Origin of the sequence: Tautonia sp. JC769, from assembly GCF_040717455.1 — a bacterium.
In the GTDB taxonomy this organism is placed as follows: Bacteria; Planctomycetota; Planctomycetia; order Isosphaerales; family Isosphaeraceae; genus Tautonia.
In genome coordinates this window covers 107,472-131,524 of record NZ_JBFEFH010000008.1, presented here as the reverse complement: position 1 = coordinate 131,524, position 24,053 = coordinate 107,472, and the positions used below count along the sequence as shown (strand labels likewise).

Annotated in this window: 6 protein-coding genes; 4 read left to right on the top strand and 2 right to left on the bottom strand. The window is 65.4% G+C overall.

Features of this window, described 5'->3' with window-relative positions:
* The first annotated feature begins 10 nt into the window (after window positions 1-10).
* From AB1L88_RS10670 to AB1L88_RS10660, 3 genes are all read left to right on the top strand, one after another.
* Window positions 11-3,970: a hypothetical protein gene (locus AB1L88_RS10670; protein ID WP_367096640.1), complete on the top strand. Its 3,960-nt coding sequence runs from the start codon at window positions 11-13 to the stop codon at window positions 3,968-3,970.
* 395 nt (window positions 3,971-4,365) lie between these two features.
* Entirely contained in the window at window positions 4,366-6,561 is a 2,196-nt protein-coding gene (locus tag AB1L88_RS10665) for a bifunctional serine/threonine-protein kinase/formylglycine-generating enzyme family protein (protein WP_367096639.1), read from the top strand.
* A 62-nt stretch (window positions 6,562-6,623) separates the two neighbouring features.
* A complete protein-coding gene (locus AB1L88_RS10660; protein ID WP_367096638.1) occupies window positions 6,624-10,967 on the top strand; it encodes a WD40 repeat domain-containing protein in 4,344 nt (1,447 codons plus the stop codon).
* Between the two features lie 98 nt (window positions 10,968-11,065).
* Here the strand turns inward: AB1L88_RS10660 and AB1L88_RS10655 are convergent, their stop codons facing one another.
* On the bottom strand, window positions 11,066-14,467 hold the full coding sequence (locus AB1L88_RS10655; protein WP_367096637.1) for a hypothetical protein: 3,402 nt from the start codon (window positions 14,465-14,467) through the stop codon (window positions 11,066-11,068).
* 1,060 nt (window positions 14,468-15,527) lie between these two features.
* Between AB1L88_RS10655 and AB1L88_RS10650 the strand changes: the two genes are divergently transcribed.
* Window positions 15,528-16,523, top strand: a complete 996-nt coding sequence (locus AB1L88_RS10650) for a hypothetical protein (RefSeq protein ID WP_367096636.1) — start codon at window positions 15,528-15,530, stop codon at window positions 16,521-16,523.
* A gap of 100 nt (window positions 16,524-16,623) precedes the next feature.
* Here AB1L88_RS10650 and AB1L88_RS10645 read toward each other — a convergent pair whose 3' ends face one another.
* Complete coding sequence (locus AB1L88_RS10645) at window positions 16,624-23,595, bottom strand: right-handed parallel beta-helix repeat-containing protein (RefSeq protein ID WP_367096635.1); 6,972 nt, start codon at window positions 23,593-23,595, stop codon at window positions 16,624-16,626.
* Window positions 23,596-24,053 lie beyond the last annotated feature (458 nt).

The window sequence follows — 24,053 nt, the reverse complement described above, 5'->3', positions numbered from 1 at the left end:
AGGATCCCCCATGGCCACCGTGACGCCCCCCCTGGCCAAGCCGGTTCAGGCTCGCCTGATCCTCGAAGCCGCCGCCGCCACGGTCTCCTTCATCCTGATTGCCTGGCTCCTCATCTGGTTCATCTGGCAATCGCCCCGTGCCACGGCCATCCGGGCCTTCACGGTCCCGGAACTCGGGGTGCCTTATCAGGGGGCCGACCAACGCGCCTTGATTGACGCGGCGATCGACAGCGACGGTCGAATCCTCGCGCTCAATCAACTCGAGAGCGCGATCAACGACGCCGTCTCCGGCCGAGGCGACCCGCTCGTCGTCTCCGTCTCGGCCCCTGCGATCGCCTCTGGGCCCCAACGCGGCGGACTCGATCACGATCGGATCGTCTCACTCGTCGCCCAGGTCGCGCAGAAATCTCGAAGACCGATCCTGCTCGCCTTTGATCTCTCCCAACTCTCCAGCGATCGTGATCGAGGACTCTTCGGCAACGCACCAACCCGGGGGCTCTCCGAATCGCTTCGGGCCATCTCGGTGCCGGCCGAATCGCCGGGGATCGGCGTCCTGTTTTCGAGTGGCCCGGGCCAAACGAGCTGGATGATCGATGACCTCGGGCGATCGGCCTTCTCGTACTACCTTCAACGAGCACTCGAAGGCGAGGCCGTTGCCTGGTCCGAGCAGGGCCGGGGTGGCCAGATCACGCTCGACGGCCTTTCCCGATACGTTCGGCACCACGTTGCCACCTGGGCCCAGGAGAACCGAAGCGCGATTCAATACCCGGAACTCGTCACGCTCGGGAGGTCGCCCGATCGCATCACCTTTTCACCCATCCGGATTGCAGGGAAACCATCGCCCGGGGATTCCTCGACCGATCCCAGGGCCCTGAGCGACTCCGGCTCTCTCGCCGATGCGAACGGGCCAACGGCTTCGGGCGACGAGAATCCGGAACGCCTCACCCCGCCGCCAAACCCCGACTCGCGCGAGACGCTGCTGGGCGCACTCATCGACGAGTGGAAGGCGCACGATTCACTGGCGTTCGGAGACCCTCCCGCGTACCGACTCGTCCCCGCGCAATGGAGACTCTACGAGCGGGATCTGCTGCTCGCCGACCGCCTCGTCCGCGAGGCGTTCCGCGATCCTCAGATGCGGCAAACCGCATCGCAGCGCCTCATGCAGGCCGGGAGCCTTCGGGGCAACCTGACCAACACCATCTCCCGGAGACTCGCCGAGCAGCAGCGCTTCCCGATCCGCACCCTTGAGTCTGATCGGGACGCCCCTGGCATTCTCCGCGAATGTCTCGAATTCTTGACCGGTCGGGGCGTCGAGCAACTCGCTCGGCGAGAGGCTCCTGCCTCGACTTCTCCCTCCTCCGAAGGTGCTGAGCAGGTCGATGCCGACTCGTCGGTGGCCGACGAGCGACAGCCTGCCCCTCCGTCCGAGCTCATTGCGGCGACCCGGGGAGTCCAGGAGATGCCCTACCTCGAACTCCAACTTCCCGGCTGGGCCTATCGATTTACCGAGCGTGATACGTTCAATCGTCCCGACTACTTTCGAAACGCGACCCGAGGCGATTTGCTCATCCGGAACACGCTCTTGCGACGCGTCGCCGAAGCCTCCCTCGCGCGCGATCGGCGTGGGTTGCTCGGGATCTGGAATTTGATCGAGCAAGGCGATCATGCGCGCCGAGTAGTCCAGGACCACCTGTTTGCCGTCAATGACGCCGTCCCTAAAACCATCGAGGACCGGTTCAAGGAGGCCCAGGGCCACTACCAATCCGCGAGGGATTCGATCGACCGGTTTGCTCGAGGCCGTGCCCTCCTCGAACGCATCTTCGCCCAGCTCCCGGCGCTGGCGGAATGGAAGGTCCGCGATGCCTCATGGATCGCCCCGAGCGACGAATCCCCGTTGCCCGATGTCGTCACGCGAGCACTCGATGCGTCTGACTTGCTGGCCAAGCGGCTTGCAATGGTCGCGAAGGATTCCGGGGCCAGCCCCACGGACTTCGAGGAACTCGACCGCTCCATCGATGCCGCCAGCCGGGCCTTCAACGCACTGCTCGACCAGTTCAACGAACGGGCCGCGAGGCTTTCTCGCGGTCAGTGGCAAGCCCTCCACCAGCTCCTTGCCACCCCCTTGGTCCCCTGGCAGACCCGCGAAACGCTCCTGAGATACGACACCACGGATTGGCGATCGACCGAACAACCACCTCCCTCTCGCCAGCCCCGAAACGAAGCCGAACCCGATGCCCGGCTCGATCGTGCCCTGCTGGCCGAGGCGTCCGCACTGGCGAAACTCGATGCTCGGCTCCGCCTCCTTGCGGAGGCGACCGCCCCCGATGGCGCCTCTGAATCTCTCCTCCGCCTGGACCGGGCGGCCGACGATCTCCGTGCCCGACTCATCCGCACCGAGGACACTGGAGCCCCGGACGACCTGCTCGATCGCCTCGCTTCGTTCTCCGACGCCGTCGGAGAGGTCAGGCGGTCGTTCTCGGGAAGCCTCGCCCGTCGCCTCCCGAACGCCTCCGACGAATTATTCAGCACACTCTGGAACGATGAATCGCGGGACCGACTTCGATGCCCCGCCGAGCTCGAACTCCGGGGCCAGGATGCCCGGGAAGACCAGCCGACCCGGCGGCTCGACGCCTTCGGCCAGCGCCTTGCCGCCCTACTGCACGCGCAACGACTCGTTGAAGACAACGATCGGGACGGGGCGGAGCGACTGCGGAGAGCCGCGAACGAAGCCCAGTCCTGGATCGGTGTCGATGAGATCCAGGGAGGCCCTGAGATCCGACCGAAACCCGGCGTGCTCGCGTTGCGTTGGCAACCGAGCGCCGATCGATTGGAGATCAGCCCCGATGGGGATGACGTTGCCTTTCAAATCACGATGGCCAACCGGGATGCCGAGGTCCCGGAGGGCTTCGCGTTCGTCGCGGCGCTGATGCCCGCCGGAGAGTCGGGTTCCTGGCTGAGCATCCGGGCCGAACAGACTTCCGAAGGGAGCCGGCCAGACCGGATCCCAGGGGGGATTCTGCCGGTCGGTCAACTGGTGCAATCCGATCCCCCGTCCGTCTCATTTGTGGCGACTCAGGAGGATCTGGACGTGACCGGCTCACCAGGCGTGAACGTTCAGGCCCGCGGCTTCTATCGGGGAAGAGTGATCCAGGGAGACGGCAATCAACCGCTCGTGCTGCCGATCGTCGCCCGGGATTTCGGCCAGCCGGTTGAGATCACCATCGCTCAGAACCTGGAACCGCTCCGGCGAAAACTGGAGCCGTTCAACGTCTCGGTCACCCCGGAACGCTACGACGTGTTCGCTTTGAATAACGGCACCGGATTCATGCATCAGGATACGGATCTGCCTTATCTCCTGACGATCAGCAACACCCGCCAACGACCAATCCGCGTGCGGATCGTGCGGACTTTGCTCCCCGCCGATGGCCAGGAAGACGAACCGATTCCCCTGGGTGAGACCAAAGGTGTCGAGCTTCAACCCGGCACGCCCTGGGAGGTCAGGACGACGATGAAAGCCGTCGACGTTCGTCCCCGGGACGAGGACCGATACTTACGCATCCAGGTCTTCGAGGAAGGGGCGCCCCCCGACGCGGGACCGATCCGAGAGAAAACGATCCGGTTTCACCAGATGTCCTGGAAGTCTTATTTGACGGTCCAGGCGGCCATCGACCCCAAGGTCACGCGCGTCCGAAGGACGGATACCCCCTTCGGGGCTTATGTCGTCACGCTGTCGCGACGCGAGGGCGACCCGGTCCGGGAGCCGATCACCCACGACGAGATCAGTTGCACGCTCAAGCAAATCGTCACGAAACCTCCCGCGAGCCCCGACAAGTGGCTGACTCCCGGGAAGTACATGTATTTCGACCATACGCTCGAAGAAGACAACCAGTATCCCTGGCGACTTCGGGTCGGGAACGTGACCATCACGCCCGAGATGCTCGACAGCCCACCGGCTCGGGAAAATCCCTGATCAGTCGCCCTGGTGCGTCGGCCGCCGAGGGTCAATCGCGAGGGCTGGGCGGGTCGGTGGCCGTCGCGGGTGATCTCCGTCGACCCAGGGGTCAACTCAAGGGAGAGATCATGGATCCGAAGCCGAATCCAACCCCCAACACGAACTCCCCCTCGCAACCGGACGAAGATCCGGGTAGGACGCTCAACCTGCTCGCACCCTCCGGGTCACAGGTCAGGGCAACGCCATCGTCGTCGCAATCCTCCCCGACACCGGCCCCGCCGACCGAACGGGAATCAACCGGCGAGCTCTCCTCGACCGAGGAGGGTTCCCGACCCGCTTCGAGCGACGGTCCCGAAACCGAGAACCATCCCTTCGCCGACCTGCCCAGGCAGATCGGGCTGATCCATCCGGGCATGGTCCTGCTCGACCAGTACGAGGTGCTCGAGCACCTCGGCGAGGGAGGTATGGGGGCCGTCTGGCTCGTCCGGAATACCGGCCTGGATGCCAAACGGGTGCTGAAGGTCATCAATCCGAGCCTGGTCGGGAGCAAGTCGCTCCGCCAGCGGTTCAACCGCGAAGCGAAGCTGATGGCCAGGATCTCCTCGCACCCCCACGCCACCGTCGTGCACGCAACGGGGGTCGCTAACGGTGTGCCTTACATCGAGATGGAATACATCCGGGGCCGCTCACTGCGCCGCGAACTGAGCGAGCGTCACCCGATCCCCCTGGATTGTCTCGCCCGGCTCGCCTCGCAGCTTTGCGACGTGCTCGGGGAAGCCCACCGCCACGGCATCGTTCACCGCGACCTGAAGCCCGAAAACATCATGCTCCTCGCCGACCGCGACCCTGGCAAGGAGTTCCTCAAGGTCCTCGACTTCGGGATCGCCAAGCTCATCGAGCAGGACGATGACGCCGAGAGCGGCGTCGCCACTCAGACGCTCGGGACCGAGGGCTTCATCGGCACCGCCGCCTACGCCAGCCCCGAGCAGATCAAGGACGAGTCCCCCGATCATCGGAGCGACCTGTACTCGCTCGGGGTCATCCTGTACGAGATGCTCACCGGGCACCGCCCGTTCCCCCAGAAAAAACCCGAACAGCTCCTCTACGCTCACTGTTTCGAGGCCCCCCCACCGTTCTCGACCCACGAAGGAGTCGAGGCTCCCCCCGCGTTGGAACAGGTCATCCTCCGATGTCTCGCGAAGGACCGCGACGATCGGCCGTCCTCCGCCGAGGAACTCCGCCAGCAACTGCTCGAGGCGATCTTCACGGTTCTGAGCCCCGCACAGGTCTTCACCGAGTTCCAGACCCCGCCGCCGACCGAGCCTCGGCGGTTCCAGCCTCCCCCATCACCGAAGCCCGCTCCACCGGTTGCCCCTGATGCCGAACGACAGCCCCGACAGAAGCAGAGGCGCAGGCGGTTGGCGATCGGAGTCCTCGCGATTGCCGTCTGCGGGGTCGCGTCCCTGTTCGCGATTCGGAACCTCGACCGAGGAGCGAGTGGCGTACTCCCCCAAGCCTCGACCCACGACCCTGAAATTCCGAGTGAGTTTCCCCAGGGCTTGTTGAAGTATCTCAACGACCGGGGATTCACCCCCACCGAGGAGGCCCTGCCTGACCCCAGCGGAAGCCCGTCGGTGATCGTCCGATCGTCGGACGGCCTTCGCCTGTTCCGACACGGGGGCGCCTATTTCCCCAGGGGGTATACCCCCGACACCGCCTCGGATGAAACCGACGGGCTGCCCAACGCCATCGTCCGCGAGGACGGCACCCGCTTCATGCTCGTGCTCGGGACCGACGAGTACGGATTCGAGATGGGAGCACCTGACGAATTCGGGGGCATGAAAACCCTCCCCGAGGAGCAACCGCCCCATCGGGTCGTCCTCTCCACCTTCTACTTGCAGCAGGCTGAAGTGACCGTGGGAGAGATGGAGGCGTTCCTCAGCGAGGTCGAAACGTGGGATCGCTCCGCGTCGGAACTGGAAGTCTACCGGCAATCGATCGACGATCTCCAGCGAGCCGGGGTCAAGTTCCTCGCCCACCCGGCCGCGGGAGTCACCCGGGAACTTGCCGAGGCGTATGCTCAGCACGTCTCGGGCCAGCTCCCGAGCGAAGCTCAGTGGGAGTACGCCGCCCGCTCCCGTGGCCAGAACCGGCCCTTCGTCTGGGGCGTCGAGCAGAACAAGAAGCTGGCCAACATCGACTCGGAACTGGTCTTCTCGCTGGCCCCGACCCACGAAGCGACCCTTTCTCCCGCCGACCGCCTCACGAATCGGATCGCCGCGGGAGACATCACGGATCAAGAAGTCCTCGACCTGACCGGGAACCTCCGCGAGTGGTGCCGAGACGTTTGGCGGCCGTACGGCCGCCACACCGCCGCCCCCGATCCGATCGAGCAACCCATCGATCGAGAACAGGCGAATTATGTGATCCGGGGCGGCTCCTATCTCTCGGCCTTCCCCGAGACGGCCCGGACAACCTGGCGGGCCGACGCCTCAACCGGCGACTACAAGGCCCCTCTGCACCACAGCGATTACGATCTCGGCTTCCGGGTGGTCGTGGAGTGTCTCCCCCTTCCTCCCGACCCCGCCGCCCTTCCTCAGGCGGAATGACCGGCACCAACGATGGTCCGGCAGCCCGTTCTCGGCTGATTGGGCCGAAAAGGATGAACACCATGGCATTCCTTCCGACCGCGGTGCTGATGCTCGTCGGGCTTGCCGTGCCCCAGGAGGACCAGGCCCGCTCGGCCCCCAACCTCTGGGCCGTCGTCATCGGGATCGACGAATACGAGGAGGGGCGTGCCCTGCCCGGTAACCGAGGGGCAGTCCGCGATGCCGAGGCGTTTGCCGCCTGGCTTCGCACCGAGGCCGGCTGGCCGGCCGACCACATCCGACTGATGACGCCCCGGGCTTCGGAGCAACTGCGCCCGGTCCGCGCCAACCTCGACCACGCATTGAACACATGGCTCACCGGGCGCATCCAGCCGGGAGACCGCATCGTCGTCTACTTCGCCGGCCAGGCCGTGAGTCTCCCGCCCAGCCCGGACGCGAAGGCCGGGGCTCCCTCCCGAGACTATCTCCTCCCGCTGGACACGCGGCTCTCCGACGTCGATGGAACCGGTTGGTCGCTCGGCGACGCGATCGACCCGATCGCCTCCCGAGGCGAACACCCGATCCTCTGCCTGCTCGACACCGGCCCGGCGGGCCGAGTCCGTCCAGCCGCCCCCGACGGTCAACCGTACGAGCCCGCCCCGGCGTCCCAGATGCTCCGCAGCATTCAGCGATGGCCGGGGACGTCCGCCTGGATCGCCGCGTCCGAAGGATCCGCGCAGGAGACCCGGGACGGTCGCGGCCTGTTCACCTCGCGATTGATCGAGGCCCTCGGCAATCGCCAGGGTGCCCGCAACCTCTCGGAGACGCTCGATCGACTTCGCCGCGATCCGGGACTCGCCGAGCAGCGCCTCCAGACCTCAGGGGGGTTCGATCCCAATCTCTCCCTCCTTCGAGGCGCGATCCGTCCGGCGCGTGCTCTCGATGCCGAACCGATCGTCCAGCGCGGCCACGGCGACCGCGTCACTGACGTCGTGTTCACACCCGACGGGGACAGGATGATCACCGCGAGCATGGACTCGACCGTCCGCATCTGGCGAGGGGCAGGGGAGGAACTCCTGAGCGTCTTGCCCGCCGTCCTGGTCGGTGCCCGGTCGCTTGCGATCAGCCCCGACGCCTCGACCCTCATCATCGGCGGCGGCAAGGGCGAGGTGGCCGTCTACGACCTGATCCTGGAGCGCTGGCGATCCCCGAGGGCCCTCGTCCACGAATCTCCCGTTCGATCAGCTCGGGTGTTACCGGGCGGGAGTCATGCCGTCACACTCGACGAGGCGGGACGCTCCGCCGTCTGGGATCTGACCCGGTCTGAGGTCGAACTCTCTACGATCGTCGCCGACGTCGGGGCCCTCGCGGTCTCCTCAGCCGACCATCCCGAGGGCATCGGCTTCGCGCTCCTCATCAGTCAGGATCGGTCGCCACAACTCCAGCTTTATTCCGCCGGGGGCCAGTTCCTCCGCGCCTTGCGCGCCCCGGAAATGGCCTCGGAGTCGCTCGCCATCGGGCCTTCCGGTGATCGTGTGCTGATCGGGACGACCGATGGCCGCATCGTCACCGTCGGTGTCGATGGCCGCTTGTTGAACGAGCATCGAATCGGCGAGGTTGCCTCCCAGCTTCATGTCTTCCCCCGAGGGCTCGTGGCCGCCGCCGGATCGTCTGTGATCGTGATCCCCGAGGATGATCACGCCCGATCGACCGCGCTCGACCTCGGCGAGACGGTGGCCCACCTCGCGGTCTCGACCGACGGAAGACGCCTGGCGGCCTGTTCCGCATTCTCGGGCAAGGTTCTCGCCTGGCACCTCGCCGCCGATGGCCAATCGGCACAGGAGCTCCCGCTCGACGATGGAGGGGATGGGGCGACGCTTTCCCTCGCCTTCAGCCCTGGCGGCGAAATCCTGGTGTCTGGTGATGGCCAGGGCAGCCTTCGATCCTGGGAACTGCCGGCGGGGACTGCTCGGCCTGTGGTCGCCCGAGGGACCGGGGCGATCCGACACGTCGCCGTCTCCCCCGACGGCCGTCACCTGCTCCAGCTCGTCCAGGACGATGAATCCACGGGAACCGCCCTGATCTGGGACCTCGCCGAGGTCGATGGCCGGGGCGTCCGGGCCCTTCCCGGCCGCTTCGAATTCGCCGGCACCTTCCTCAGCGATCGCCGCCTCGCCCTCCTCCACGCCCCAATCGGGCAGACACCCGGGGGACCGGCCGTCTTCGACGTTCCAACCCTCGCTCGACTGCCGATCCGCTTCGATCGACCATCGGTGCGGAACCGGCCCTCTCGCTCTCGATTCACCTTGCTGACCGGTTCCGGCGACGGCACCCGGATCGCCGCGGCCAACGGCACCGGCCCGCCCATGATCTGCCTGTGGGATGCGACGACCGGCGAACTCCTCACAACCCCGATGCGCGATCTCGACGGCAGCGTGGCTGCCCTGGACCTCTCGAACGACGGCCACCGGCTGTTCTCGGCCGACGATCTCGGCATCGCGAAGGTCTGGGACCTGGATCGAGAGGCCGAGCCGATGCTCCCCCCCCGGGTCTTCGATCCCGCAGACCAGCTCCCGGACGGCTCGGCCATCGAGATCACGGCCGGGGCGATCGCCCCGCCTGACGGCCCGGTCGTCTGCCTTGGCCGCCGAGACGGGCGAGTGGAACTCTGGAATCCCGGGACCGGGGCCGTCACCCCCGTCACCCGGCTCGACGGCTCCGTCGCGGCGGTCGCGTTCTCGGACGACGGCCAACTCCTGGCCGCCGCCGGCGACGATCGCCGAATCGTTCTCCGGCGGGTTTCCGATCCCGCCCGCCCCATCGGGCTTGAACCGAGGGGCCCGAACCATCTGGAACGGGTCAATACGCTGGCCTTCTGGGCCAGTTCACCCATCCTCGCCAGCGCCAGTCACGACGCGACGATCCGACTCTGGAAGACCGACGAGCCGGACCTGCTCGGCACCCTCACCGCATCGGAGAATGGTGCAAGCTGGGTCGCGTTCACCCCCGAGGGGCTCTTCGACGCCTCTCCCGATGGCGAGCGTCGGGTCTCCTGGCGCATCAACGACCGCCTCGGCCGGGGAACCGGCGACGATCGCCCCGCGTACCTCGATCAACTCGTTTCGCAACGGCATGTCTATGGACTGACGGATGCGCTCCGCCGCGGCGAACGACCCGAGCCGCCCCCCTTGCCGACCGCGAGGCCACCGCTCGTCACGCTGCAGCCGGCCGCGCTCTACGATTCAAATCGCCGCGTCGTCGAACTGGTCGTTGGCCTCGGCGGAGAGGATGCCGAGGGGCTGAGGCTCTACCATAACGGGTCGAGCATCGCGGCCCCGGAACCCGAAGGCGGGCGAATCCGACTCCCGCTGACACTGGTCGAGGGGGAGAATCAGATCTATGCGATGGCCAGCCGTCCCGGGGCAATCGACGGCCGATCCGAGATCCTCCGGCTCCAGTGCGACGTCCCCACCCCCGGTCGCTTGCATGTGCTGGCACTCGGCGTCAGCGAGTATCGCAACAATCCCGATCAGGCGTTGCAATTCGCCCACCTCGACGCCCAGGCCTTGGCCGGCCACCTCGGGACGCATGCCCCGGGAAGCGTCGGCAAGACGGTCGTTCTGACCGACGACGCCGTGAGCCGGGGAGCCGTTGAGGGGGTCTTCCGATCGCTTCGGCAAGAGGTCCGCGACCATCCCGAGGATACGGTGGTCGTCTTCCTGGCCGGCCACACCGATGTCCGCCGGGAGTTCTTCTGCCTACTCCTGCCCGATGCCGAGTTGCCCTCGCTCCCTCCTGAAGGGACGAACCTCCCGCTCCCCGAACTCGTCGCCATGCGAGGGGCCCAGGACTCTCCCGGGAATCGGGCTCGGCGTCCCGGCCGAGATCCGATCCTCGATCCGGCCGTCTTGCCCTATGCCGAGGTCTATCGCCAACTGCTCACCCTCGAGGCGCTCAACCGACTCGTCATCATCGACGCATGCCAGGCCGATGCCATCTTCGATGACCGGGGAGTCGGCCTCCTGATGCGACGGCTGGCCGACCGCGACGCCTACGAGTCCCGGACCTCGTACATCCTGGCCGCTCGCCGTGGGGAGCGCGCGCTCGAATCCTCGGAACTCGAACACGGACTGCTCAGCTACAGCCTGCTCCGGGGGATGGGAGCGGCCGGGTTGCGCAAGGTCGAGGGCTTGACGATCTTCGACGAGTATCCGATGGCCGATCTCAACGGCGATTCGCTGATCCGGGCCGACGAGCTAAGGCGCTATGCCAATCTGACCCTCCCCGCCCTGGCCGACCACTTTCTCGGCATCCCCCTCGCGATGCGAGGTGCTCGAGGCGAGGGCGAGGCTCCCAATGCCAATGGTGTCGCGCAGGGTGCGGCCGATTCCTCATCGAGCAGTTTCCCGATCGTCGTGCTCCCCTGAGCGTGCCGGCCCCACGGTTTCGGCCCTCCCGGAGACCAGCCGGGCGAGAGGGTGGGTCGACACGCCCATGACCCGGTCGAGGCGATCCTCACCGGCGATTATTCGTTCGAAGCCACCCCCCTGGGTTCGGGAAGCTGCGGATCAAAAATGGCGATCTCGCCCGGCAGGGCGAAGAAATCGGGGTCGTAGTACAGATCCGCAACCTGTCGGTTCGACGTGAACTCGGCGACCCTTCGGATCACGGCGGCGCGGAAGTCATCAAGAGTGATCGGCTCGGCGGGATCGACCATCGGCCGGATGCGGGCCCTCACCGTCACCGATTCGATCACCGCCTGAGCAAACGCCCCGAGCGTCGCGAGCCGCTCGCTCGGCCGCTGCTTCGAGGCGACCAGGACGATCACCCCCCGCCGATAGGCCAGGTCGCGCACCCAGAGTTCATAGCCGCGTCCCATCCAATCGGGATGATGCAATCCATCGAGGAGCAAGACGACCAGGCAACCCTCGCTCGACAGCCGTTCCAGGGCCTCGGCGACGAGCCCGGCATCCAGGGCAGGGGAGGGCGTGGTTCCTCCCGTCGCATCGCTTCCCAGCAACAGGGGCAGGCGCTGTCCTCCGGGAGGAACCACCAGATGCGACTCCAGGGCGACGAAGACCGAGTCGCCCGCCCTCAATGACCCCGAGTCAGCCCGTTCTCGCAATTCCTCGAAGACCTCGGCGATCTGGTCGCTCGTGGCCGAGGGTCCTCCCTCGGCCTCGCTCGACGTCCCAAGGACACGCCGATCGATGCTCGTCTCCGAGAAGCGGGGGCGATCGGTCGGTGCGGCCAGGAAGGCAGCGATCTGTTCCGCGTCTCGAGCCGCCGAGGCGATCGCCGGGACGTTTTCCCCGAACGCCTCGACCCCGATCGCCCGAATCACCAGGGCCGGGCTGCGCGGCAGCTCGGGGGGGGCCGGGGGTTCGAAGAGCACGCGGACCATCTCGGTATTGCTCACCCCTTGATCGTCGACGGCCTCGACCACGATCCGGTTCACGCCGGGTTGGAGGGCCAACTCCCGCTCGACCCGAAGCGAAGGCGGCGAATCGGCCGGTTCGACATTGCCGAATTCCCTGGTGCCGATCCGGAATGCCAACGACCGGATGACCCGGGATTCGGCGGCGTCGGCCGTCGCCACGATCGTGACAGCAGGGTCCTGAACCTGTGCGGGCACGCCCTCGAACACGATCGTCGGCGGGGCGAGGACGCGGGCAGGGGCCTCATCAGCCCCTCCCCGGGCGACGGCCAGGGCCTCGTCTCGATCTGCGGTGCGCAGCAAGGTATCGATCGCCTCAGGCCTCAGCAGTTGCTCTTCATATCGGCTCAGGGGATGGAACCGTGTCGGCCCCATCAATGCCCCGACCGGGGGATTCACGTGCCATCCGACGAGGCGATGGTCGCCTGCGATCGACGTATCGTAATACCCTTCCGGCATCCAGAGGACCCATTCCCGGTCGATCCCGGGATAGAAGCTCAGGCGCGGGGAGTCCCGCTTGGTGGTCCCCACCGGGAAACGATCGGGTTGACCGTCCCGAATCACCTGGAGATAAATCAGCCGATTGGGCACCGAATCGTCCACCAGGCCCGCAAACCGTTCGATCGGGATCGGTTCATTATTATTGACTCCCTCGATTCCAGCCTCATCGACCCGATCCCCCGCATTCAGCCCCATCAGGTCGGCCATGCTGCCGGCGACGACCTCGGCGACCTCCCAGCGCCCCTCATCGTCCCTTCGGAAGGTCGCACCGAGCGGCGGTCGCCGATCAATCCCGTCGAGCGACCAAAGCCTGATCGTCTGATCGTCCGACGCTGTGGCAAGCCATCGACCGTCGGTTGACGGGGCCGTCGCGAACACCGGCCCTTCATGGCCGGCAAAAACCCTCGTCTTTCGGCCGTCTCGGGCGCGGTAGACCACCACTCCCCCTTCGCAGCCGACCGCCAGCATCAACTCCTCGCGACCCGCCGCCGCAGGCAAGAAGCTGTAGCTCCACCAGCGACGCTCGCGAACACGATCGAGTTCGATCGTCGCCTGCACCTGCCCGCCTGGTCCGATGACCTCGAGCGAATAGATGCCCCTCGGCCTGACCGACCAGCCTTCGAAGGTCTCCCGGGCGCCCCGAATCTGGTCGGTGTCTTCGACGGAGACCATCGCCCGCCCTAGGAGGTCGAACCCCTCGTAGGGCCGATCCTCATCGGGCAGGATCGGCCGCCGCCGAGAAAACGCCAGCGAGGTCCCCTCGTCGTTCAGGAACCCGACGTCCCAGAGCGTCGTGCCATCGCCGGCCAGCGTCATGATCTGCTGATCCGCGATCGCCCGTCGAGGATCGGCGACGTAAACGGCCTGGCGGTCGCCCCCGCCGATCGCCAACCTTGACCCGTCAGGGCTGAACGCCAGGCCGAGCGCACGGCCCCTCGTGTAGAGCAGATTCCTGAGACGACGACCGTCCGGGAACCGCCGAACGACGATATCGCATTCACTCCGAGGAAGCTCAGACTCATGCTCTGATCGATATTTCAGGACGCTGGCCGCGAGCAGAGTGCCATCAGGACTGATGGCCAGCCCTTCGATCGATCCGCGTGTCAGCCGGCCATTCGCATCCAGGTCGTCGCGATTCAGGAATTCGAAGATGTTCGGATTCGCCGTTTCATAGCGGATGATGAAGCCGTTCTCCCGACCGGCAACCACGAATCGCCCTGTCGGGTCGACCACCAGCGCGTTGATCCGAAGCTGGTCATCGCTCAGATTCCCCGGCCGGGGCGAACGCAAGACAAGGTCTCGCCGCCAGTCCCATACCCGGACGATCCCGTCATCCCCCGCGCTGGAGACCCGCTGTCCATCGGGGAGGAACGCCACCGCCTGCACCCCTCCGACATGATCGGCCAAAGTGGCAATCGGGGTTGGTGGGCGTTTTTGGACGTCCCAGAGGCGCACCGTGCCATCCAGGCTGCAAGAGGCGAGGATTTTGCCGTCGGGCGAGAAGCTCAGCCCCCTCACCACGTCGCGGTGGCCGATGCGGCCCCCGGGTGCAGCCTGCGGGTCCAGGTCGGTGATCCGGGCGATGGGCGCGTCCTCATTGCCATCCTTGATCCCCGGATATGAGTAGAGTGAGATTTCACCCCCGCTCGATTCCACCCCATATCCCGCGACCGCAAGAAGGCTCTGCCCTTCGGCATCGGGCGACGATGACAGCGCCATGGCGTAGATCGACCCCGCCAGGCCGCGGAAGATCGGCGGCCGAAGCGTGGCCGACAGTCGCTCTCGACCGTCGGAGAAGTCCCAGACGTTGACGACCTTGTCCATGCCCGCGGAAAGGAGCGTCCGATCGTCTGCGAATGCAAGCACTCGCAACTCGGCCGAGTGCCCGCCCCCGTTGTGCACCAGGATCGGCTCCTCGAAATCGCGGATCGATGACTGGCCGACCGCGCCCGAGGCCCACCATGCGACGATGGGAATCGCCACAATCACCGAGGCAATTGCTCCCGAAACGCCCCTCCCGGGCATGCCGATCCTTGAGGAAGTTCGCGGCCGATCACCTGATGCCAAGAGCCACCGCATGCGACAATCCTTCCGCTCTAAGTTTCGGCAGGAAAGTCATTTACTGTGAAATGACACGCACCGATCGCGGCGTCCGGTCCCGCTCAAGCCGGCGCTCGGCAACCACGAGTCCGGTCGAGCAACGATTCCACCTCTCGCACGTTTCAGCATAACCGTCAGAAAACCAACAAGTCGACACACCGGTCCAGTCGATAAAACCATGACCTCTCATGGCCCTCCCGTGTGTTGATCGGCGGACGTGGGGAAGCTGACGAACGGACATGCTGAGGTCCGAGCCGTTGCGGCCTCGGAGCTCGGCGCCCCTCATTGACCTGACGTGAGGAGTGAGACAGCGATGAAGTGGATGTCCCGACGTCTCCGAATCACCGGCCTCGCGGCAAGCGGACTCATCGCCACGAGCCTCGCTCACGGCCAGTCACCACATCCTCCGGGATCGCCGACTAAACTCACCCCTCCACCGGGCGTCACGGCCTATCCCCAGGGCTATCAGCACCCAGGGTCGATCCTCGGGGCCGACTCGCCATACACCACCGTCCCGGTCCTGCCCCTCGGCTCCGATGCAGTGGAAGGACAGAGCGGCTATCGCTCTCGAACGCTCGGACCAGCCAGACCGATGGTCACTCCTTCGGGGCAAACCTTCGGGAGCGATCAATCCGGGCTCGGGGCCCCCTCGCCGATGTCGGCTCCCCCAGGGGGATGGACCGACATTCCCTCGCCACAATTCGGCGGGGCCGCCCCTGGAATCGACCCTGGCTCGGGCCTGCCCTACGCGGGACCACCCTCCCCAGTCCCCCCTGTCTCTCCGGATCTCCCCCCGACCCCCGGCGAGGGGTTTGATTTCGAGACGCCGCCGGCCCCACCTTCCTCGCTCGGTGACCTCGCGTTGGAGGCGTCGGCAGGGGCGCCGGCCACGGGACTCGGGGGTGCGGTCGGACGAGGGGGATTCGGCCTCCCCGGCCTGATTGGCGACATGGGCCCCGTTTTCATCCGCCAGCAACGCGCGGCCCAGGGGACCGTCCCTCCGCTTCAACCTCCCGAGGTAGGGGACTTCAACGTTCGGGACCTCCCGGTCTCGATCAGGGGCATCAAGCTCTCGGAAAACCAATCGCCCATCCCTCAGGACCGTGTCTTCTACTCGTTCAACTACTACAAGGACGTGAACGAATCGATCAACGAATCGCTGAACATCCCCTTCCGAGACATCAACGTTTACCGCCACGTCCTGGGCTTCGAGAAGACCTACCTCGGCGGACTGGGATCGTTCGGGCTCCGCGTGCCGATCGAGACGGTCTCCGCGGTGGGCATCACCCCGGGCGCCGCTGCGCTCGCCGGCACCTCGACGGCGGTCGGGAACATGCAACTGTTCCTGAAACACATCGTTTACCGAGGGGACGTGGGACTCGTCTCGGCGGGCCTCCAGGTGTCGGCCCCGACCGGGCCGGCCAGTTTCGCCAATGCCGACTTCCTGGCCAGGCTCAACCCGACCTGGATCCAACCCTTTGTGGGATACTTCTTCAACCAGGGACGCTTCTACGCCCATGGCTTCAGTTCGATCGACGTCCCTGCCTCCGATCAATTGCCGACCTTCCTCTACAATGACATCGGCTTCGGCTACGTGCTCTATCAGGCGGAAAGCCCCGACCGGTTCCTGACGCTCATCGCGCCCACCTTCGAAGTCCACATCAACACCCCCCTGACTCATCGCGACCCGTTCGACGTCGAGGATCCGTTCGGGACTCCCGACATGGTCAACCTGACCTATGGAGTGAACGTTGGCCTGACGGATCGGGCCCTGCTCAGCTCGGCCATCATCACCCCCGTCACGGGGCCCCGGCCCTTCGACTTCGAGGTCGCGGTGCTCTTGAACATCTACTTCGGTGGTGCGAACCGCCTGGAAAACGCACCTCCATTCGCCCGGGCACCCGGGCTGCGTTACGCCACGGCTCCCCCGATCATCGGCAACTGAGCGTCGGGGCTCGGCCATGCCATGGCCCTCGAATTGCCACGGCGGGTCGTTCCTCGGCCCGACCCGACGGGCCTGCCCCGACGATCGTTCTGGCTGGGCATCAGCGCCGGTTTCCGGCAAACGCCATCGGCCCAGCCGGCAATGGTCGGGGAGCTCGCGAGGCGGGCTGAGCCCGCCGCCCCGGATTGCTGACGGCTCGTTGCTGGAGCACGACGACGTCTCCCTCGCGGGCCTGGATGATGTTGGCATCGGGCCCTTGTCGGGCCACTTGATCGAGATTCCTCGGCGAGTCGAGCAGCAGGACCCCGTAGCGAGGGTCGGTGATCCGATTGGCCTGGACGACGTTCCCCACGGATCCACCGAACAGATACACGCCCGCCACCGTGGTGCGGGGCTGGCCCTGGCCCGGGACCGGGGCGAAGACCGTCCCCACAATCTGATTGCCCAGGCCCGAGGTCGCCGTCGGTCCCAGCCCGATGTAATTGCGCTGGATGAACTGCCTCCCCGGAGTCCCAGGCCCCCCTTGAAGCAGGTTGGCCAGGGCAGCCTGCTCCTGGGCGAGCTCCGAGGGGGAAACCGTGATCGCCACGCTATCGATGAAGACGCCCGAGCCGATGTCTCTCGGCAAATTCGGATTGTCCGGGGAAAAGTCCTCGGGAGGAATCGCTCGAATCTGATTCCCGGTGACGAAATTGCCGAGCGACCGTCCCCCGAACAGGGTGACCCCCGTGGAGATGTTCCGCTCGATCCGGTTGCCCGGCCCTCGCTGCCCGACCGGGGCCGGCGACGCCCCGATCTCGTTTCCGGCGGCGTTCGAGAGGTAGACCCCATTGATGTTGCGGAAGACCACGTTCCCCTGGACCCGATTCGGCACATAGGCCACCCCGGGAAGCGCCGCTTCCGCGGAGGGGGTCTCCTCCAACTGCACCCCGACCCCGTTGTAGGCGATGGCGTTCCCGAACACCCGGTTGCCGGAGGTCCGGTCGATCAAGACCCCAACGTCCTGCACCTCGGGTTGGTCGGGCGAGAAAATGAACCGACCATTGATCAACGTGATGGAGGTGAAGGCCACCGGGTCGATCGGCAGCCCATCCACACCGACCAGCGGGCGGATCTGGGTGGAGGGTGGCGCGTTGATCTCGGTCTGAACCTGGTTCAATGCGGTCAAGGTCGGATTGTCGGCCCCCCCGATGATGTTGCCGACGACCAGCAGTTCGCGAGACTGGGGCCCGTCGATTCGGACCCCGGTCCCCGTGTTCCCGGAGATGACGTTCCTCATTCCGAAGTCGGCGCCGCCGACCGTCACCCCGATCGCGTTGGTCAGCACGACTCCATCTTGCTGCGACACGTTCACCCCATCGAACGACGGCAGGGCCGTGCCGTTCAGGTTCGTGCCGAGGTAATTCCCGGAAATCTCGATTCCCGAGAAGGACACGTTCCCGAGGGTTTGCAAGACCTCGATGGCCGACGTGGTATTCCCGGAAATCGTGTTGCCGCCCGCTCCGACCGCCCCTCCGACCACCACCCCTGAGGCATTCTCCAGGACGAGACCGACGAAATTTGCCTCGTTCGGCAGGAGCCCGAGGTAACCAATCCGGTTTCCCTGGATGCGCGTCTCCGGGGATGGTCCCCTCTGATCGGTGTCGACCAGGCGGATCCCGGCCCCCGCCGACTGCCCGATGATGGTATTCCCCTGCGCGAGTTCGACACCACCAAGGCTCGCGCCGTTCGAATCGAGCAACCGGATGCCATCGGCCCGCGTCGGCAAGCCGTTGCTCAGAATCAAATTGCCCTGGATCACGGCCCCGCCCGATTGATTCAGGAGGATGCCGCTCTCAGCATTCTCGGACACCCGGCTGTTGATCAGTTGGAGTCCCTGGGCATTCAGCGTCAACACCCCGAACGCTCGACTCCGATGGATTCGGTTCAGGCGAAGCTCAACATCGCTCGAACCGACGACCAGGATCCCGCTGTCACCGTTGAGCGAGACCTCGTTGTCGACCAACCGAAGCCGGGGCGAGTCGGTGATCTCAATGCCGTTCCCATCGTTGCCGATCGATCGGTTGTGCAGGATCCGAAGTCCCGACTCCGAGTCTTCCGCGGGGGAGTCGAGGTTGGTCAGGACAATCCCCGATCCCCGATTGTTCAGGACCTCGTTCGACGCCAAGCCGACCCGAGAGCCACCCGGGATCGCCGCATCGATGTAACGGATGCCGTCCCCGTCATTCCGGGCAACGAGGTTCCCGAACACCCTCACAGAGTCGGGCGCTCCTGGGCCCGGGCCGATCACGAAGATGCCATGGCTGCCGTTCCCGACGACGAGGTTCCGTTCCCCCGGCTGCAGGCCGCCCACCAAGCTCCCGGGGGCCTGAAACAGGGTAATTCCCCCCAGGGCGTTTCTCGCCCGCGTCTGGTTCTCGTCCAGCGTCCCGACGAGGTTCCCTTGAATGGTGTTGTCGGCCCCTCCCGCCACCAGGACACCGAAATCGCCGCTCCCGGCGATCACGTTGCCCGCCCCCGCCAGGCCGACGACGTTGCCCGATGCGAGGTTCAGCGCGACACCGTTGCTCCGGTTCCCCAGGACCGTCAAACCGTCGCTCCCGAGGCCGATGCGATTCGAGAGGATCACATTCTGCAAGGCTGGGAACTGATTCTCCGGGCGGTCGAACACCTCAATACCTGAGCCGCCGTTGGCTCCGATCACGTTGCCGGCGTTGATCGAGGGGCCACCGATCAGGGTCCCGCTCGAATCCAGCACGAAAACGCCCGGGCCGACATTTCCCAGGGGAGCATTGCCGGCCTCGTCGGTCCCGATCCGGTTCGCCTGGATCACGGCCCCTTGCATCCCTGAAGACGGCTGCACGTTGAGGACCTGAACCCCAGCCCCCCCATTGGCCGAGATGACGTTGCCCAGCCCCGGGCTCCCGATGAGATTCCCGGGCGAGCCTTCAATCAGGACCCCGACCCCCGCGTTGCCGACCCCCTGCGTCCCCGAGAGGTCGGTACCGATCAGATTGTTCAGCACGAGATTGTCGAAGGAACCGCTCCGCAACGACACTCCCGCGCCGAAGTTCCCAGAGATCAGGTTTCGATAACTGACTCCGCCCTCCGAAGCACCACCGATCACGTTCTGCGAGGCGGAGCGAAGGGTGACGCCATCCCCTTGATTCCCCAGCTCGGGCAAATCGCCCAGCGAGGTACGGCCGATCTGATTTGCAAAGACCTGCGTCATCGCCGACTGGTCGATCAGAACACCACTGCCTCGATTGGCGAGGATCCGATTGCCTCGGATCAAGGTCCCCAGCGACTGCCCCGACACGCTGATCCCATGCCCCCTGTTCCCGAGATTGAGGGTCGAGCCGCCCGGGCCTTCGACCAGCCGCCCGACCTCGTTAAAGAGGACCTGGACATCAACGCTCGACGATCGGATCGCGATGCCGTCGCGACCGTGATCCGCGACGATGTTGGCCGAACCCTGGGCCGTCCCCCCAACGATCGCCGAACGGGTCGATTCCAGAAGGATGCCGAATCCCCCGTTCCCCTGCCCCGCGGAGGGGAGCGATGGCACGAAGCCGATCCGATTCCCGATCACTCGAACGTCGCTTCCCCCTCGGACGACGATCCCACTCCCCTGATTGTCGTGGACCACGTTGCGCAGGGGCTCGGTGGTCCCTCCCAGGGTCGAATCGGAGACATTGACGAAGAGGATCCCATGGCTCAAGGATCCCTCGACCGTGTTGCCCACCACCTCGACATCGGTCGCGTCGCCAGAAATCGCGATCCCGAAGCGCTGCACCGGGCTGTCGAATCCCGGCTCGCCCGGCAGGAACTCCTCGAAACCAATCACGTGGTTGCCGACGATTCGCAGTAGAGACGACCGTTCTCCATGAATCCCATCCCGCCGATTGGCTCGGATACGATTGTCAATGATCTGATGCCCGGACGATTGATCCAGATTCACACCGTCGAGGATGTTCCCGGTGGCCTCGTTGTTGATGACGATCACCACCTCATCCGCTTCGTCGGCGACGACCTCGACCACCGCCACGCCCGACCCGATGTTGCGGTACAAGAGGTTGTTCTGGATCAGGGTCCCGGTCGCACCCGGGCCGTTGACCGTAATCCCATCGCCGAAGTTGTTGGCGATAACGTTGGGCGAACCCCCGACCGTGTTCGACGGTGCATCCTGGATGAACACCCCCGAGGCGCGATTCGGCAGGATCAGATCAGCGGTCGAATCGGTCCCGATCCAGTTCCCCACGAGGACATTGCGAGTGGCCAGCGACCCCCGGATCTCGACCCCATGCGCCTGGTTGCCCGAGATCACGTTCGTCTCCAGGAGGTTCTCCTGCCCGGAGCCGATCACCACCCCCGATCCTTGATTCCCGAACGCCGAGGTCCCCGATTCGGTCGTCCCGATGCGATTGCCGCGGAGGGTGTTATTCGAAGAGTCCTCGATCCGGACTCCAACCCCTGCATTCCCGGAAATCGTGTTCTCGAGCAACTCAACCGCCTGGGCGTTGCGCAACCACACGCCGTCTCCCATCAACGGCGACTCATCGAAAAGCCGCTGACTCACGATTCGATTGCGATGCACGAGGACGCCGGACGAGTCGACGATCTCAATCCCCACAGCGTTCCGGGTCACCGTGTTCTCTTCGATCAGCCCCCCGGGATTCGAGCGGACCACGATCCCCGCCCGGGCATTGTCCGCCACCTCGTTCCCGACCACCGGATTGTCGAGCGATCCGGGGCCTTCGATGACGATCCCGTCTCGGTTGCCCGACCGGACCCGATTCCCCAGCGATGACATGCCGCCGATCGCGTTCCCGGATGCGCCTTCTGCCACCCGGATTCCCGCGTCACCGTTCCCGTCAATCGCATTCCCAGACACGACATTTCCGGAAGTCCCCTCCCCCGACACCCACACACCGATCGCCGCATTCTCCGAAACCTCGTTCGCCCCCTCGACGCGATTCTCGGAGGCGCCTCCGAGAATCACGACTCCATTCAGATTCTCAATAATCTGATTCCCAAAGACACTGTTTCCGGAAGTGCCGACATCTGTAATCGTCACGCCGGAGAAGCCGTTCCCCTGGATCGAATTACCACCCCCCACCGCGTTGAACGACGCACCTTCCTCAATCCGAACGCCGTCCGTGTCATGGTCGAAGAGGAACGCCCCGGTCACGAGATTGTCGTCCGTCCCGACGCCCGTCATCAGGACGCCGATCCGGTTCCCGAAGATCAGTGTCCCCGCTCCAATCGTGTTCCCGGTCGCTCCCTCCTCAATCCGGACGCCGGCCTCGCTCGCCCCGGAAATGGTCGCGTCGGTGACGAGATTCCCGGAGGTGCCGGCCCCTCGGATCCGGAGCCCCGTCTCACTCCCGACGATCTGATTGTCACCGTCGACCCGGTTGTTGAATGCCCCGGCCCCAATCAAGACCCCATCGGAACCGTTCCCGAGGTCGACCAACCCGTTGGGATCAGTGCCGATCCGGTTGCCAGTCAGACGATTCTCCGAGGCCAATGCGCCGACAATTTCCACTCCCGCATCGAGGTTCCCCGAGATCACATTCCCCTGGATCGGGCCGGCACCTCCGACGATCGCCGTCGTGGCATCGAGGAGGCGAAGGCCCACCCGGTTGCCTGCGGGGGTCCCCTCCACATCGAGTCCCAGGTAATTGCCCAGGATCCCGACGCCGCTCGCGCCGTCGACCAGGATCCCGGCATCCGCAAATCGAATCACCGACACCCCGAGGATCAAGGAATCCGCGGCGGTGGTCGCCACTTCGAGGCCCACCGCAATCGTCTCGTTCCCATCGAGTTCGACGACCGGTCGCCCATCCCACCCGGGCGCCGACCATCCGTTGATGATGACCGGATCTGTGATGATGGGCAGCGCGGTCTGCAGCGAGATGGTGCCGTTGATCGCGAAGGTGATCTCGTCGAGGCCGGGAGCCGCATTCGCGTTCAAGATCACCTGCCGCAACGATCCGAAACCCGAGTCGTTCGTATTCGTAACGACGAAGCCGCCCAATTCGACGGCATTGGAGAACTCCGAGGTCTCCCTCCCCGGGCCGGCGACCCGGGACGCGGTGACGGTGATCGCGGTACCAACGAGGGTCGAGAGATCCGCACCCACGAGCGTCTCGAACGTCACCTCCCCGGAGCCAGTCGTGATGACGTTGAACTCGCCCAGGAGTTGTCTCCCTTCCGCCTCGCTCGGGCTCCCATCACTTGCGAACACCTGAATCAGAAAGAACGTGTTTGGAGCAGCCCCACTCAACGTCCCGTTCACGCGAATGGTGTTCTGGTCAACCGAATCGACCGAGGTCAAGCTCGGTGATGGCTGATCATTATTCCCGCCGTTGATCAACTCGATGCCCGCGCCGGAATTCCGGAAGATCGCGTTGCCAAGGATTGCCACCCCGGTGGCCTCGGAAACCTGAACACCCACGCTATTCCAGCCGATCACATTCGCATCGGTTGAAACCGTCCCGCCCAGGGTGTTGTCGGAGGCCCCGATGCCTTCGAAGATCACCCCGCCGCCCAGGTTTCCCAGGTCCAGTTCCCCCGTCGTGTCGGTTCCCAGGCGGTTGTTGGCGATGACGTTGTCAGAAGACTCGACCCGAATCCCCGCACCGGAGAACAATCGGAGATCAAGCCCGCGAATGATGCTCCCGCCCGAGGTCGCGGCCAGGTGCAATCCATCGACCCCTGCTCCTGCGCCACTCCCGTCGAGGATGACCACCGGTTCATTGAGATAACCCGGTGCCGAGGTCCCATCCAGGAGTAACGGCCGTTCGATCGAGGGCAAGGCTGAGGCCAGTTCAATCGTCCCTGAAACCCCGAATTCGATGACATCGCTCGGATCGAGACTCTCGTTCGCGTCAAGGATTGCCTGTCGAAGCGATCCGAATCCCGCGTCGTCCGCATTGAGCACCGTGAAGGTTGCCAGCAACTCCCTCGGCTCCATGACCTCCAGGGCCAGTCGTCGCCGGTGAAACCAGGAGTGACGCGATGCTCGATGCCTCAATGCTCGCCCTGCCGTCCGGTTGAATTTGGACATCGGATCACGTCTCCGGTTGCATCGCTTGAGGGAATCGCCGACTACCCGACACAAGAGCACCGAACCTTACGGGCCTCATTCGCATCAAGAACCCCGCATAATTTGGGAGACGACCATCCGAACGCCCCCACACCGCATCACGTTCCCGAAGACGTGCGAGCCCGCGACTCGAGTCAGCCACGATCGATCCCAGGCCGGTCACACGGAGTTCCATCGAGCCTCACAAGCAATCGCCTTCTCCAGTGTCGCGGGGACGACGGTTGACTTTCGCGTCCCGACAGAAGCGTCATGACACCGCTCCCCTGAGCCTCGCTCGAACACCCAGGAGACCGTTACGCGCCCACCGCCCCCAGTCAAATCACGAAGACCAGGAAGTCCCGGGCAACAAGAACGGCTGGGCAAATTTTTAGATTTAGTCTATCAGCAGGGCTTGCGTTGTCAAATCGTCGTGATGACTC